A 14,927-nucleotide genomic window follows, 5' to 3' on the forward strand; every position below is an offset into this window, starting at 1 on the left:
GAGACGCGGAGACGCCGAGGCCAGGCGTGACCTGCCAGGATGTCTCCGGCAACGGAAGAGCGAACACTCGTGCGTGGCGCGACCGATGACGGGTCCGGAGTGCTCTCACGGCGGCGGCAACACATCGAAGGGGGCCCACCTGTGGCCGGAGAAGGCGACTCCTCGGCGGCGGCCCTGCGGAGCGTCGAGGAATGGAGTGCCCGGATTCACCGCGGCCTGCGGTCCGGCAGCCGGGTGGACGCCGAGGCCGTGCGACTGGCCTGCCTGCTGCTCGACTGGGGGCACGACGCCGACGTCGTCCGCGAGCTCGTCACGCGCGATCCGGCGCAGGTCCCCGCGCCGGAGATGGCCCGGTTGGCGGCGGAGCTGCTCCGGGTCTGCGGCTTCGACCCGGGGTTCGCGCTCGCCCCCGAACGGCTGCCCGTCCTGGAACGGGCGGTGGAGAAAGTGGCGGCGGACTTCGCCGGCTGCACGGTCGTCGACGGCCTGCACCTCGTGCAGGCGGACGAGGCCGGCCCGCGCGCGCTGCTCGCGCTGGGCGACGGCACGCTGCTGAGCACGGGCAACGGCCTGGCCCCTTCGGCGGGAGACGATCCGGTCCACGCCCTGGTCGAGGTCGCGGCGGAGGTACAGGACGAGGTGGCCGCCCGGTTCCGGCTGGTCTGGCCGGTCTGCCGCGAACACGGCCTGGGCGTACGCCCGGCAGCGGCGGACGGCAGAGCGCGCTGGCGGTGCGCGGGCGGGCCGTCGGGGCACTTCGTGGGAGAGGTGGGCGCGTTGACCACCCCGGGTGCCCCGAGCACCCCGAGCACCCCGAGCACCCCGAGCACCCCGAGCACGCCGGGCACCCCGAGCACGCCGGGCACCCCGGTCACGCCGAGGAGAGTTGTTCCGCTATCTCCTTCACCCACGCGGCCGTCTTCGCCGGGTCGTTGAGGGAGTTCGTCCATTCCTCGGGAGTCAGCCGTTGGTGGGTCGGGCCCGCCTTGAGGGCGATGAGGAGTGCCCTGGCCGAGTCCCGCATCTCGGCCGTGGTGTCGCCGCTCCCCTTGATGTCCGGCCCCGCCGCCAACGCGTGGATCTTGCGCGCCATGGCCTGGCGTTCGCCGTTCGCCACCTTCTTCCAGAACTTCAGGGCCTCCTTCAGCGCGTCCTCGCGGGTGGCGGGCTCCGCGGTGGTCTCGCCCTCCGCCGCCCAGCGTTCGGGGTGGCGGGCCCCGTCGTAGCGCTTCTTGCCCGCGCGGCCGGCCTTGTAGGCGGTGACGCCGAGGATGAGGCCGGCCGCGCCCGCGGCAAGGCCCCAGCCGACCGGGTTGCTCGCCAGTCCGGCGCCTCCCGCGGTGGCGGCGATCGCCGTCACCACGCCGCCCGCGGCCTTGGTGGACTCGCCGACGGCGGTGAGCGCCTGCTTGCCCATCTTGTTGCGCTGCTTGCCGAGCGCGTACGTGAGCACCGTGTTCATCGTGTTCACGTCTTCGGCCCGCCGGACGTCCCTGGCGGCGTCCCGGGCCTGGCCCATCGCCGCCCAGGCCGCGTCGATGGCGTCGGAGACCCGCTCCAGCCGGTCCTCGCCTTCGTGGTCCCAGTGGGCATCCAGCGCGACGTACGCCTCGGCCGCGGCCCATTCGGCGTTCTGCTTCGCCTGGTTCAGCCGGGCCAGCGCCCCCTCGTCGGTGCGGTCGGGCTTCTCCAGGCCGTCCAGGGCACGGTACTTGCGGGCCGTCAGCCCGAAGCGGCGCGCGGCCCGCGCTCCCTTCACCGCGCCGGTGACGCTGGAGCCGATCCCGCTCGCCTCGCCCGCTTCCATGACGTGTGCCGCCTTCGCGGCCTTGGTCAACTCCTTGGCGACACCGAGGGCGTTGGTCCCCGCGCTGGTGGCGCTGACGACCGCCTCGGCCGTCTTGGAGGTGAACTTCTTGTGCGCCCCGTGGAAGGCGGCCCCGCTCTTGTGCTTGTCGGCGTCCTTCTTGGCCTTGGCCGCCTCCACGCCGCCGAGCATGGCCCCGACGGTCTCCGCGACCAGGCTTTCCGAGCCGGCGGCGCCCCCCGAGGAGGCGGCGGCGTGTTTGAGGCTGTCGTTGACCGTGGCGGAGGCGTGCTGGGAGAAGCCCGCGTTGGCGGGGACCTGGACGCCCTTGACGAAGGTGTCGACGAGTTCGAAGTTCTTCTTCAGGCGGTCGAGGACGGCGGCGATCCGGTCGCGATAACTCTGCGCTCCGGCCGACGCGTTGCGGTTCTCCGGCGCCCGCTCCGGCGCCTCCCCCTGCGCCGTGCCCCTGGCGCGCTGCACCATCGCTGCCGCGGCCCGGTTGCCCGCGCTGGACTGCACCGCGAGCAGGGCGCGTTCCGCCGGGTTGCCGGACAGGCTCCCCGCCCGGCTCCAGTCCTGGCGCTGCCGGCTCGCCGTCAGGCCCACCCCGGGCGGACGTGCTGGTGTGCGGTGGACCGGGGTGCTCATCGACGCGCCTCTCCTGTGCCTGACGGGGCGTGGGGAGAGTAGCCGGGCAAGACGAACGGAGAAGGAGCAGCGGGAAAACATTCCACCCAGCCGCCGCCGGCCATCGTATGATCGGGCCGCACCGGCACGGCCGTCGTGCTGACCACGGAGCGCTACCCGGAAGGGCTGGACGAGAGCCTGCCATGGCCACCGCACTGATCATCGGCGACGTCCAGCAGGGCATCACCGGCAGTTACCCGTTCGCCCGACGTGTCGTGCCGCCGCTCACCGAATTGATCCCGCGCGCCCGCGCGGCCGGCGCCCTCGTGGTGTTCGTGCACTTCGCCATCCGCGCCAACGGGGCCGATCTGCCGCCGGGCAACGCGCTGTTCAGGTCGTTCCACGAAGCCGGCGACACCTTCCACGAGGGATCGGCCGGGACCGCGATCGCCCTGCCGGTCTCCGAGCAGGACGTCGTCGTGGTGAAACGGCGCGCCAGCGCGTTCGCCGGCACGGACCTCGACCTCGTCCTCCGCGCCGGCGGCGTCGACACGCTCGCGATCGCCGGCGTCGCGACCAGCGCGATGGTGGCCGCGACCTGCTACGACGGGGCAGACCGCGGCTACGGCGTGACCGTGCTGCGCGACGGTTGCGCCGACGGCGACACGGCGATGCACGACTTCTTCATGGACGCCGTCTTTCCCAGCCGGGGGTTCGAGGTCGTCTCCTGCGCCGAGTGGAGCGGACCGCGAGGCTGAGCCCGTACGCCGGCGCCAAGTGCCGGACAGGCCCGACGAGTTCGCGCACGGTGGGCGGTGGCGCGTCGAAGGCCGCGGGGCCCGGGCGTTCACGCCCGCACCGCCGTCCGTAGTGGCGGCCGGCCGGCGAGCGGGACTTGCCAGGACGGCACCGACGCCGCACCGCGCACGCACCGGCCGTTCCGCGATCACTTCGGCCCGGACTCACCTGACGTGGCGGCGCCTACGAGTGGGGCGTGCACGCCGCGACCCTCGCGCAGCGGGCCGGCCTCAGCCCGGAACAGCTCCGGGCGACCACCGAGCGCCGTACGCCGCTGTCTTCCGCGTGGCCGCCGCGCCACGCGGCGCTCCTCCACGCCGTCGACGAACTGCACGACACGGCCCGGCTCTCGCAGCCCGCGTGGGACGCTCTGCGCGTCCACTACGAGGACGCCCAACTGCTCGAACTCCTCGTGCTGACCGGCTGGTACCGAACCATCAGCTACCTGGCCAACGGGTTGCTCATCGAGGAGGAGCCCTGGGGCGCGAGGTTCCCGGCGCCGTAGCGACACCGGTGCGCGGCACGAGCGTTGCGCCGATCCCGATGCGCCGGGAACCCGCCGCGGGATGATCGTCGGGCCGGGAACGCCCACGATCCGCCGGCACTTGGGCGCGTTCGTCGCGCGGCTCGCCGCGGGCTTCCAGAGGCGGGCCGCCCGGGTCAGTCCCCGACCGGAACCGCGAGTTTCGCGTGGTCGGCGTCCGGCAGCCAGTCCCGCTCGGGGGCGTAGTCCAGCCAGCGCCGGGCCCGGCCCGCCTCGGTGAAACCGCGCAGCAGGGCGTCGAGCCGCGCGTGGCGGTGGGACTCGCGCCAGGCGAGCGACCACGCGTAGAGCGGGGTCGGTGCGGTGAGCGGGATCGAGCGCAGATCCGCGTGGTCGGGAAGCGGCGCGTCGCTGGGGAAGAGCGTGAAGCATGTGGCGTCGCCGCGTACGTGCTGGACGAGGTGGTCCAGGCCCAGGTTGGGGCCGTCCTGGCGCCGGGTGAGCCCGAACTCGTCGGCGAAGCGCCGCAGGAAGTCCAGGCGGGTCAGCTCGGCCGGGCACCACAGGGTGCTGTCGCGCAGGTCGGCCGGGCGCAGTTCGGCCGCGCCGGCCAGCGCGTGGTCCGCGCTGACCACCGCGTCGACCGGCTCCAGGCGGACGAGCCGCTGGGCCAGTCCCTTGTCGCGGCCGCCGGGCAGCGGGTGCACCCGGCCGAAACCCAGGTCGGTGTCACCGCGCAGGAGCGCCTCCGCGACCGACGGCCAGTCACGGGCCGGGCCGGGCTCCAAACGCACCGAGCCGAGCGCTTCCACGGCCTGCGCGACGGTGCGCATCGGCGCGAAGAGATGGCCCCACACGTCGATCCGTACCACCGGCCCGGCGCCCAGCGCCGCCGCGATCGCGCGCTCCCCCGCCGCGAGGGCCTCCCGCGCTGCGGGCGCGAACCGTTCGCCGGCTTCGGTCAACCGCGTGCCGCCCTGCCGTTCGAAGAGGCGGACGGCGAGCAGCGACTCCAGGCGCGCGACGCGTTTCGACAGCGCCTGCTGGCTGGTGTTCAGCTGCTCGGCAGCGCGCCCGAAGTGCAGCGTCTCGGCGGTCGCGACGAACGCACGGACCAGGGCGAGGTCGAGGTCCATGCCGCTGACCTTATCCGACAACCGCGCGTTGTCGGTCGGGGCGCCGCGTTGTTGGCCCGGGCCACGGCGCGAGCGGTGAGATGTGTTCAGCCGCAGCCAAGGAGGCAGACACCATGAAAGCGCTCGTACCGACCGGAGATCCGGCCGAACCGGTCGTGCTCGCCGACGTCCCCGAGCCCACGCCGCGCGCCGACGAGGCGCTGGTGCGGGTGGAGGCGTTCTCGGTCAACCGGGGTGAGACGTTCAAGCTCGAAGCGCCCGTGGACGCCGAACGGCCCGGCGCACGGCCCGCCGATCGGCCCGGCAAGGACATCGCCGGGCTCGTGGTCCAGCCGGCCGCCGACGGGAGCGGGCCGGCCGGCATCACGCGCGTCGTCGGCCACCCCATGGCGGGCGGCTGGGCGGAGTTCGCCGCGGTGCCGACCCACGCCCTCGCGGTCCTGCCGGACGGCATCTCCGCGCTCCAGGGCGCGGCGCTGCCGCTCGCCGGGCTCACCGCGCTGCGGCTGCTGCGTACGGCCGGGCCCGTGCTGGGGCGGCGCGTGCTGCTGACCGGCGCGTCGGGGGGCGTCGGGCACTACGTGACCGAACTCGCCGCCGCCGCCGGGGCGGAAGTCACCGCAGTGACCCGGGACGCGGAACGCGGGGCCAGGCTCACCGCACTCGGTGCGGCCGAGATCGTCCACCACCCTGCCGACGCACGCGGACCGTACGACCTCGTGCTGGAGTCGACCGGCGGTGCGGCCCTTCCCGTCGCCCTCGCGCGGCTCGCGAGGCGGGGCACGCTCATCTGGTTCGGGCAGGCCAGCCGGACCCCGGTGACGCTCGACTTCTTCGCCTTCTTCGACGGTCCCGAGTCGGCCGTCATCCGCCACTTCCACTACCTCGACGCGGACACCGCCCTCGGCGACGACCTGGCGGCGCTCGTCCGGCTGACCGCCGAGGGCCGCCTGCACCCCGAGATCGGCCGCGTCGCGGACTGGACCGACACCGCCACCACCCTCACCGACCTGCGCGACCGCCGTATCCGCGGCAAGGCCGTGCTCACCCTCTCCTGAACATCCGCATCCCCAACGTCCGGTACCACCAGCCGAAGGAGTCCCCTCATGAACGCCAGCACCGAGCCCAGGGCCGTCGTCATCCGCTACGTGGAGGCCGTCCGCGACGGCGACGCCGACGTCATCCGCGAGAGCTTCGCCGAGGACGCGACCTGGCACTACCCGGGCGATCTGCCGACCTCGAAGGTGTGGCAGGGCCGCGACGCGATCGTCGACGACTTCCTGGGCGGCATGGGGACGGTCTTCGTTCCCGGCACGATGCGGATCGAGCTGGTCGGCACGATCGCCGAGGGCGACCGCGTGGTCGCCGAGTGGACCGCGAAGGCGCAGACCGTGTACGGCGGCGCCTACGACAACCGCTGCATCGGCATCTACACGGTCCGCGACGGCCGGATCACCTCCGTCGTCGAGTACGCGGACACCCGGCACGTGGCGGCGACCCTCTTCCCGGACCACCGCGACCCCGAGCCCGCCCGCGCCGTGTGAGCCCGACTCCCGACCGGAGTGCCGGAGTACCGGAGTAACGGAGTACCGGAGCACGGCCGGCGACGGATCTCCTCGTCGCTCGGCCGTGCCGCCGGGCACCGGCTCACGCGGGCGGCGCGACCGGGGACCACACGCCGAGCCACTGCTCGGCGTCGTACTTCTCGAACCGCTCCCGCTCGGTGAACCCCAGCTTCGCGGCCAGGCGCATCGAACGGGCGTTGGCGGTCTGGGTGTAGAGCACCACCGGCTCACCGGGCAGCGCGCCCGCGAACCAGCCGAGCGCCGCGGTGCACGCCTCGGTGGCGTATCCGCGTCCCCACGCCGCCGGCAGGAACAGGTAACCGAGCTCGGTCCCCCCGGCCTCCGCACGTCGCTCGCCCACCCGCTCGCGGTCGTGCGGGTCGAGCTGGACCGTGCCGATCAGCGCGCCGTCGAGTTCGACCACGAAGAAGCCGGGGCGCTGCCCGGGCACCTCGGGCACCATGCGTTCGAGCTCGTCACGCGGCTGCGGCCCGCCGAGGTAAGTGCCCACCTCCGGCGAGGCGTTCAGCTCGATCACACCCGCACGGTCGCGCGCCTCGGTCTGGCGGAGCACCAGCCGCTCGGTGGTGATCGGGGCGATCGGCCAGGGCAGGGCTCTGAGGTCGGTCATGCCGGCCAACCTAGCCAGCAGCCTCGCCGATGATCAAGGCGGACGAACCGCTGCGCGCGCCGTCCCCCCCGCGAGCGCGAGGTGCTGTCCTTGATGGCCGAGGGCCGCTCCAACGCCGCCATCTCCGCGCGCATGGTCGTGACCGGGAAGGCCGTGAGCAAGCACGGCAACAGCGTCTTCGGCAAGCTCGGGCCCCAGCAGTCCGAGGAGGACAACCCGAGGGCGCCGGCCGTCCTGGCCCACCTGCGGACCTGAGCACCGGGCACGGTCGATCGGCTCCTCCCGGGGCGCGGCGCCGGCCTCCGCCCGACCCCGCGAATCCGCACCCCAGCAGGGTGAGGCATGGTTGCCCGGCGGTGCGCATACTCGGGGGCATGGACAAGTACGGGCAGCTCGCGGACTTCCTGCAGGCACGCCGGGGCCAGTTGCAGCCCGAGGACGTCGGGTTGCGGACCTACGGCGAACGGCGCCGGGTGCCGGGCCTGCGGCGCGAGGAACTGGCGATGCTCGCGGGCATCAGCGCGCCCTACTACGCGCGACTGGAGCAGGGCCAGTCGCACAACGCCTCGCCCGAGGTGCTGGACGCGCTGGCGGGCGCCCTGCGGCTGGACGTGTCCGAGCGGGCCCATCTGCACGCGCTGGCCCGCGCACCCAGGAAGAGCCGGGCCGCGACCCGGCCCCGGCCCGAACGTGTCAGCGGCGCGACCCGCGCCCTGCTGGCGGCGATCGCGGACACCCCCGCCATCGTCATCGGCCGCCGCAGCGACGTGCTGGCCTGGAACGCCCAGGGCCACGCGCTGTTCGCCGGGCATCTCGACCCGGCCGCCCCCGATGATCCGCGGCAGCGGCCGAACATGGCCCGGCTGGTGTTCCTCGACGCGCACATCCGCGACCTGTACGCCGACTGGCCCGCCAAGGCGAAGGCCGTGGTCGGCAACCTGCGGCTGGCCGCCGGCCGCCACCCCGACGATCCGCTGCTGGCCGCGCTGATCGGCGAACTGACCGTGCACAGCGAGGAGTTCGCCACCATGTGGGCCGACCACCGGATCGTGGCCTGCGATGTCGCCGACTACGCGATGCGCCACCCCCTGGTCGGAACGCTGACCGTCACCCAGCAGACCCTGCAGAGCCCGCAAGGCGAAGGCCCGGCCCTCGTGGTGGCCACCGCCGCCCCGGGCTCCCCCTCCGCCACGGCCCTGACCCTGCTCGCCCACGCCACCGCACCCGAGGGACACCGCCCGGCCCGGCCGGTGCGCGACGCCGGCACCCCCGCCACCTGACCCGACCCCTCCCGCAACCCCCGTCCTGGCCACGGCGCCGAGCCGCGGCCCCCGCATGCCCAAAAACACCTCTCAGCACGCAGAACGAGTGAAGGAACCATGTCCCAGCGAAGCACCAGGATCACCGTGTCCGCCGTCGTGACGGCCGCGACCGCCCTTGCCGCGACCGTCCTGACCGGCGCCGGGCCGGCGGGCGCGACACCGCCGGCCGCGAAGCCGCTCAGCGACGTGCGGATCGCCACCCACTTCGACCTGAACGCGGGCCAGATGCCCGAGAACGTCGCCCTGCTGCCCGACGGCACCGCGGACGTCACCTTCGCCGGCGCCCGCCAGGTCGCGCAGATCAGCCCCCGGGGCACCACCCGCGTCCTGGCGACGCTGCCCGCACCCGCCGACGGCGGAACCGGCACGCCCGTCCTCGGCTTCCCCCTGACCACCGGCATCGTCCGCACCTCCGACGGCACCCTCTACGTGCTGTACGCGACCGGCACCGCCGACCTGACCGGGCTGTGGCGGATACGCCCCGGCCACGCGCCGCAGCGCATCGCCGCGCTGCCCGCCGACGGCCTGCCCAACGGGCTGGCCCTGGACCCCCGCAGCAACCGGCTCTACATCACCGACTCGGCGCTCGGCACCGTGTGGACCGTCCCGACCAGCGGCGGCACCCCCACCCCGTGGTCCACCGACCCCGCGCTCGCCCCGATCGACTTCCTCGGCGCCAACGGCGCGAAGGTGCACGACGGCGCCCTGTGGGTGACCAACCTCGACCGGGGCACCCTGCTGCGCATCCCGATCCTGCCCGGCAACCGCGCGGGAGCACCGCAGGTCAGGGCGTCCGGCCTGGTCGGCATCGACGACTTCACCTTCACCGGCCACGGCGACCGGACCCTCGCCGCACTCAACGGGCCCGACCAGGTCGTCCGCATCGAGCCCGACGGCACCCACACCGTCCTGCTGGACGCCGCCGACGGACTCCAGAACCCCACCTCGATCGCTCTGCACGGCCACCAGGTCGACGTGTTCAGCGCCGCCTACACCACCAAGACCGACCCCAACCTGCTCCGCGCCCGGCTCGACGACCACCGCTGACCCCGGCCGGTTCGCGCGTCATCCGAGGCGGTCGAGTTTCCCGTAGAAGGACAGGAGGCCCTCGGCGAGCCGGTCGGGGGCCTCCATCGCCGCGTAGTGGCCGATCCCGTCGAGGGAGAGGGCGCTGACGTCCTCGGCGACCTGACGCAGGGTCGCCGGGGTGAAGTCGCCCGATCCGCCGCCGGCGGCGAGCACGGGCATGGTGAGCTTCCGGGCCGCCAGCCGGCGGATCTCGTCGCCTTCGCGGAGCATCGAGCGGTACAGTCCGGCCGCGCCGTTGAACCCGTCGGGTCGCGCATAGGAGCGGGCGAGTTCGTCGATGTCGCCGTCGGTGAAGGCGTCGGGGGTCCCGCAGAGCGACGGGATCGCGTACTGCGCGAGGAACGCCCGTTCCCGTCCGGCGAGCAGCAGGTCGGGGATGCCCGGGGCGGCGAGCACCCCGATGTGCCAGGCGCCGCCGTGGGCTACGTCGGCGAGCTTCTCGACGCCGTACCCGGGCAGCCCGGTCTCGATCGCGGCGTAGCTGCGCACGAGGTCGGGGCGTGTGGCGGCGACGCGGAACGTGGTGGCGCCGCTGACGTCCTGGCCCGTGAGGTGGACGGGGCCCACGTCGAGCCGGGTGATGAGTTCGCCGAGGTCCTGGGCCGCGGTCGTACTGTCGTGCGCCGTGGTCGCGGGGGCGGAGTCGCCGAAGCCGCGAAGGTCGGGGGCGAACACCCGGTGGTGCGCGCTGAGCAGGGGGATCAGCTTGCGGAAGACCCACCAGGTCTCGGGGAAGCCGTGGACCAGCAGGACCGGAGAGCCGGTCGTGCCGGCCGAGACGTAGTGCAGTTCGGTTCCGTTGAGGCTGACGTGGTGGTGTGCGACGCCCGGGATGGTGGCGCCGCCGGCGAGGGAGTCCATCGTTCTCCTGGATCGGATCGACAACATGGTTGTCAATCTACCGGTCGACAACACGGTTGTCGACCTCCGTTTCTCGTATGCTTCCCCGCATGGCACGTTCACCCGGCGCTGACCTCGCGCTGCTGCTTCTCGGCGGCTTCCAGTCGATGGTGGACGACGTGCACGGCGAACTGGCGCGCCGCGGGCACCCGGGCGTGCGCGCCTCGCACGAGTTCGCCCTGCGCGCCGTCGACGAGGGCGCGGACACGGCCTCGGCGCTCGGCCGGCGGCTCTCGGTCTCCAAGCAGGGCGCCGCCAGGACGATCGGCGCGCTGGAGAAGCTCGGATACCTCGCGCGCGAGCCCGACCCGAGCGACGGCCGCCTCAAACGGCTGCGGGTCACCGACCGCGGCCACGCCATGATGACGCTCGGCGCCTCGCTCTTCGACGAGGTGCGCGAGCGCTGGGCGGCGCGGCTGGGACCCGGGCAACTGGAGCTCGTCGAAGCGCACTTGGCCCGGGTTGTCGCGGGCCGGCCGTCGAGCGTCGATGCCGCGGCTCGGCTCAACGACGATCTCGGCGAGGTCACTTGAGGAGCGCCTGAGGACGGCCGACCACCGGACCTTATCGACCACCGGACCGCATCGACCGCCGGACGGCACCGACCGCCGGACGGCACCGGGCCGCCCACGGGACGGGAGGCGCCGGCGCCCCGCGCGGCCGTGACCCGCAGGGGCCCGACTCGCGTGCGTGGAAGGGTGACTCCCCCGGCGTGCCGCGCACCGCGGCACGCCGGAGGAGCCGGTGCTCAGCCGAGCGTGACCGTCGAGGAGGCGGTCAGACCGCCCGAGGCCACCGTGACGGTGACCTTGCCGGCGCGCACCGCGCTGAGCGTCGCCGACGACAGGTCGAGCACCGCGACGGTCCCCGCGCGCCGCCGGGCGGCCTTCGCGTCGGCCGCGGAGCCGGCGATCACCAGCCCGCGGCCGCCGCTCCAGGTGACGCTGGCGGGGAAGCGCAGCGGGAACCGCAGGCCGAACTCGCTGGTGATGCCGGTCGCGGCGAGCACCGCCGAGTCGCCCACCGCGATCCGCGGCGGCGCGGTCAGCTCGATGCCGTCGATCAGCGGCCTGCTCTCGGCCCGCAGCCACTCGCGGGTCTCCGGGCTGGGCTGCCCGGCTCGGACCCGGGCCGGTCTCGGGTCGACGCCGATGTGCATCCAGCCGAAGAACCCGCCCTGGTCGGGCGAGCTGTACGGGGTCTTGCCGAGCGCCGGGGTGGTGACTTCGAGCACCCCGTCGGTGCGGGTGACCGCGGCGGTGTGCGCGTGGCCGGTGAACAGGGCGACCGGCTTGCCCGACCGCTCGCGGAAGTCCGCGAGCCAGCGCTGCAGCAGGTCGGCCTCCAACTGGTCGGACAGCTGCGAGGCGCCGGCCCCCGACGGGTCCTTGAGCGGGTGGTGGAAGGAGAGCACGACGCTCCTGACCGACGGGTCCTTCGCGGCCTTCGCCAACTCGGCCTGTAGCAGCGGCACCTGGTCCCAGTCGGAGGTGCGCATGTCGCCGGTGTGCGAGTCCAGCAGGATGAAGCGGGTGCCCTTGTGGTCCATGACCTGCCGGTTGGGCCGGCCGGTCACGGACAGGAAGGCGTCCAGGCCGCCGGTCGCCGACAGGCCGGCCTCGTGGTTGCCGGGGGTCCAGTACACCGGGAGATCGCCGGGCACGTGGTCCTTCAGCAGCCCGACGGCGAGTTCGAAGTCGGCCACGTTGTTGTCGTCGACGAAGTCGCCGTTGATCAGGATGAAGTCCGGCTTGCTCGCCACGACCTGGCCCAGGGCCGCGACCGCCTGCCGCCCGGAGAACGAGTCGAGCCCTGCCGCCGCGCTGATGTGCAGGTCGGACAGGATCGCGAAGGTCCAGCGACGGTCCGGCAGCCCGCCCTGCTCGACCACGTACGGGTCGGGCCGGGGCGGGTCCGTCCGGTCCGGCTGCTGCCCGATCTGGGCGTCCAGCACGTCGAAGTCGAGTTGCCCTGCGTTCTTGTTGGTCTGAAGCGTCTCGGCGAGGTAGAGCCGCTGCAAGGTGACGGGGTCGGAGAAGCCGTCGGGCATGTCGCCGGTCACCAGCCGCCAGCCGGTCCAGTCGACGGTGGTGGCGAAGGTGAAGGGCACGTTCGTGGTGCCCTGCGAGGTGATCATCGCCCGCAGCCAGTGGTTGCCGCCGTCGCCGTTCACCCACAGCGCGAGCTTCTTGGTGCCCGCGGGCAGCGTGAGCGGGCCGTCGCCGGCCACCGCGTACGCCGCCGAGGTGCCGCTCTGGCCGGTGAAGTCGTAGGTCAGCCGCAGCGCGTGGTTGCCGGCCGCGGCTCCGGGCCGGTCGGGGGCGGCGACGGTGGAGACCGACGCGGTGCCGCGTGCCGCGGTCGCGATCCACGTCTCGCCCGGCTCGAACTCCGCCAGCGACACGTTGACCAGACCGACGGTGACGGGCAGTTTCGCGGTGACGCCCTGCACGGTGGCGGTGAGCGTGGTGGACGTGCCGGCCGCGTCCTTGCTGCCGGTGATGTCGAGGCCGCCGCCCGCGCCCGCTGCCACGGTGAGCAGGCTCCGGTCGTAGTCGAAGGTCGCGTCCCGCGGCGCCACCGGGGCGTCGAAGCCGTCCGCGTCCACGCCGGTGAGCTGCACGTTCACCGTCGCACCGGCGTCGAGGGTGACGCTGCTGCGGCTGAACGCCAGCCGGTGCAGCTCGCCGACCACCCGTAGCTCCACCTCGCCCTCTGCGGAGCCGGAGCGGGCCCGCAGCACCCCGGCGCCGGGCTGCCGGGCGCGGAACACCCCGTCGTCCGCCTTGCCCAGCGAACCCGGTCGCGCGCTCCAGGACACCCGGTGCGCGTCGGCCGCCGCCGGCGCCCAGCTCTCGTCGTAGCCGGCGACGGCGACGTCCAGGGTCAGGCCCGGCACCACCCGGTCGGCCCGCGGACGCACGTCCAGCCCCCGCAGCCGGCCCGAACCCTTGCGGCCGAACAGGCCGACGCCGTCGGGCACCGGCCGCTCGCTGCCGTCCGACGGGGTGTTGACGACGCTGACGGTGCCGTCGCCAGGGCGGCGGGCGACCAGTTCGGTGGAGCCGCCGCCGTCCAGCATGAACGCCTCGTGGGCGCCGAGCCGTACCATCAGCGCGGCCATGTCGTCGAAGCTGAGCCCGGCGGAGAAGTTGGCGGAGCCGTCGACGGCGACCAGCAGCAGGCGGTGGCCGCCTTCCGGCCAGCCGACGGCGGTACGCGGCTTGGCCTCGTCGTTGCCGGTGCTCGGCGGGAAGTCGACCGGCTTGCCGCCGGTCGCCAGCACCGCCCCGCTGCCCAGCGCCATGTGCAGCGCGCCGGGCGCGTCGCTCTGCGGCGCGAACGCCACGTCGACGCTGTCCCCGATCCGGGTCGCGGCGAGCGCGGTGGCCGCGGCGCCGCGGCCGAGCACGATCAACCCGCCGTCCGGCACCGCCGTCGCGGTGATCTGCGGGTGGACCGCGGTCACCTTGCCGCCGGCCACCACGAGTTCGGTGTAAGGACCGGCGCCCTGGATCAGCGTGCGGTCCGCGGTCCCCCACAGCGGGGTGAACACGCAGATGCCGTCGGCGGGCACGCCCGCGGAGTTGAGCGCGGCCAGCGGGCGCCGGACGCCGGCCACCGTGGCGGTGCCGCTGATCATCAGGTCGGCGAGCCGTGCGACCCGGTCGGCGCCGACCGTGGCGACCGTCGACGCCTGCGAAGTGCCCTTGCGCAGCTGTCCGTTCTGGATCTCCGGGCCCTCGGCCGCGTAGGTCTCGGTGATGTCGAAGTAGTCGCCGTTGACCGCGGCGACGGCGTGCTGCGCGTCGGTCGCCCGGGCCAGCGGGCGCGCCTGGCTCACCTCGCCCGCGATCAGGTCCACGCCGACGGACGCCTCGCCCAGGTCGGCGTTGAGCACGTGCACCCGCAGCCAGCCGGTACGGCCGAAGGTGTCGAAGGAGGTGAGTACGATCCCGGGTGCGACCGGCCGGTCCACCCGGTCGCTCACGACCGACTCCCCGTCCACCGTCAACTGGTACGCGGGTGCTGTGAACTTCGTGAGGTCCGCGGCCGGGGCCGGGTGGCCGGGCACCGTCCCGACCGGCCCGCCCCCTGTCCGCCGCCCGGCGTCGGCGACCGCCGTACCGCCGGTCGCGGCGAGCCCGGCGGCCACCGCGCCCACGATGAGTCCGCGGCGCGTGATGTCCGCCGTCATGCCATTGCGCTGGTTGTCCATGGCGGGTGACGGTAACGGCTCCGACCGACGCCCAGGTGAACCCCAGGTGAGCCGGGTCGTCCGGCGACCGCCCGTCACCCACCGGCCCCCGTGGCCGCCCGCCCGCCCCCCCCCCCCCCCCCCCCCACGACGGAGAGTGCCGCGAGGCGTTCAGGGCGTGCGGGCTGCCGGCCCGTCCAACTCACCCACAACGTTGGACCGGCCGAGATTAACGCACGTGCCGCCCGCGGCCCGGCACGTGGCCGGCGCCGGGACGGCCCGCCGTGAACGACCCCACCGGGTCGCCCCCGGCCGCGCGAAGGCCGCCTCCGACCGCCGGTCGGCCGCCCCCGGGCCGCCGGTCGCC

13 protein-coding genes and 1 pseudogene are annotated in these 14,927 nt (G+C 74.2%); 9 read left to right on the plus strand and 5 right to left on the minus strand.

Translation table 11 applies throughout. From position 1 onward, the window contains the following. Positions 1–141: 141 nt before the first annotated feature. Positions 142–936: a hypothetical protein gene (locus ACIPAE_RS29085; RefSeq protein ID WP_402449122.1), complete on the plus strand. Its 795-nt coding sequence runs from the start codon at positions 142–144 to the stop codon at positions 934–936. Here ACIPAE_RS29085 and ACIPAE_RS29090 read toward each other — a convergent pair. Beyond that, entirely contained in the window at positions 872–2,458 is a 1,587-nt protein-coding gene (locus tag ACIPAE_RS29090; protein WP_402449124.1) for a hypothetical protein, read from the minus strand. The genes ACIPAE_RS29085 and ACIPAE_RS29090 overlap by 65 nt on opposite strands. 182 nt (positions 2,459–2,640) lie before the next feature. Between ACIPAE_RS29090 and ACIPAE_RS29095 the strand changes: the two genes are divergently transcribed. Both ACIPAE_RS29095 and ACIPAE_RS29100 read left to right on the plus strand, forming a co-directional pair. Beyond that, positions 2,641–3,195 carry a cysteine hydrolase family protein gene (locus tag ACIPAE_RS29095; protein WP_402449125.1) on the plus strand — a complete coding sequence of 185 codons (555 nt, stop codon included), beginning with the start codon at positions 2,641–2,643 and terminating at the stop codon, positions 3,193–3,195. A 236-nt stretch (positions 3,196–3,431) separates the two neighbouring features. Then, positions 3,432–3,740, plus strand: coding sequence for a carboxymuconolactone decarboxylase family protein (locus ACIPAE_RS29100; RefSeq protein ID WP_402449127.1), 309 nt, complete (start codon positions 3,432–3,434; stop codon positions 3,738–3,740). A 155-nt stretch (positions 3,741–3,895) separates the two neighbouring features. Here the strand turns inward: ACIPAE_RS29100 and ACIPAE_RS29105 are convergent, their stop codons facing one another. Continuing rightward, entirely contained in the window at positions 3,896–4,855 is a 960-nt protein-coding gene (locus ACIPAE_RS29105; RefSeq protein WP_402449129.1) for a LysR family transcriptional regulator, read from the minus strand. Positions 4,856–4,968: 113 nt separating this feature from the next. On the opposite strand from ACIPAE_RS29105, the gene ACIPAE_RS29110 reads away from it, so the two are divergent. Together ACIPAE_RS29110 and ACIPAE_RS29115 are read left to right on the plus strand one after the other, a co-directional pair. After that, a complete protein-coding gene (locus ACIPAE_RS29110; protein ID WP_329372593.1) occupies positions 4,969–5,913 on the plus strand; it encodes a zinc-binding dehydrogenase in 945 nt (314 codons plus the stop codon). 48 nt (positions 5,914–5,961) lie between these two features. Next, positions 5,962–6,399: a nuclear transport factor 2 family protein gene (locus ACIPAE_RS29115; RefSeq protein WP_402449131.1), complete on the plus strand. Its 438-nt coding sequence runs from the start codon at positions 5,962–5,964 to the stop codon at positions 6,397–6,399. A gap of 103 nt (positions 6,400–6,502) precedes the next feature. Here ACIPAE_RS29115 and ACIPAE_RS29120 read toward each other — a convergent pair whose 3' ends face one another. Beyond that, positions 6,503–7,051 (minus strand): GNAT family N-acetyltransferase, encoded by a 549-nt coding sequence (locus tag ACIPAE_RS29120; protein WP_402449133.1) that lies wholly within the window; start codon positions 7,049–7,051, stop codon positions 6,503–6,505. A 78-nt stretch (positions 7,052–7,129) separates the two neighbouring features. Here ACIPAE_RS29120 and ACIPAE_RS29125 point away from each other — a divergent pair. From ACIPAE_RS29125 to ACIPAE_RS29135, 3 genes and pseudogenes are all read left to right on the plus strand, one after another. Beyond that, positions 7,130–7,306, plus strand: a pseudogene (locus ACIPAE_RS29125) (LuxR C-terminal-related transcriptional regulator); the annotation flags it as partial. A gap of 119 nt (positions 7,307–7,425) precedes the next feature. Then, a complete protein-coding gene (locus tag ACIPAE_RS29130; protein WP_402449134.1) occupies positions 7,426–8,331 on the plus strand; it encodes a helix-turn-helix domain-containing protein in 906 nt (301 codons plus the stop codon). A 99-nt stretch (positions 8,332–8,430) separates the two neighbouring features. Next, positions 8,431–9,420: a hypothetical protein gene (locus tag ACIPAE_RS29135; protein WP_402449136.1), complete on the plus strand. Its 990-nt coding sequence runs from the start codon at positions 8,431–8,433 to the stop codon at positions 9,418–9,420. Positions 9,421–9,438: 18 nt separating this feature from the next. Here the strand turns inward: ACIPAE_RS29135 and ACIPAE_RS29140 are convergent, their stop codons facing one another. Beyond that, positions 9,439–10,350, minus strand: a complete 912-nt coding sequence (locus ACIPAE_RS29140; RefSeq protein WP_402449139.1) for an alpha/beta fold hydrolase — start codon at positions 10,348–10,350, stop codon at positions 9,439–9,441. Between the two features lie 62 nt (positions 10,351–10,412). On the opposite strand from ACIPAE_RS29140, the gene ACIPAE_RS29145 reads away from it, so the two are divergent. Next, positions 10,413–10,895: a MarR family transcriptional regulator gene (locus ACIPAE_RS29145; RefSeq protein WP_329372581.1), complete on the plus strand. Its 483-nt coding sequence runs from the start codon at positions 10,413–10,415 to the stop codon at positions 10,893–10,895. Between the two features lie 215 nt (positions 10,896–11,110). On the opposite strand, the gene ACIPAE_RS29150 is transcribed toward ACIPAE_RS29145, so the two are convergent. Next, entirely contained in the window at positions 11,111–14,581 is a 3,471-nt protein-coding gene (locus ACIPAE_RS29150; RefSeq protein ID WP_402449141.1) for a phosphodiester glycosidase family protein, read from the minus strand. Positions 14,582–14,927: the final 346 nt, after the last annotated feature.

It is taken from the genome of Streptomyces sp. NPDC087270 (assembly GCF_044744625.1).
In the GTDB taxonomy this organism is placed as follows: Bacteria; Actinomycetota; Actinomycetes; order Streptomycetales; family Streptomycetaceae; genus Actinacidiphila.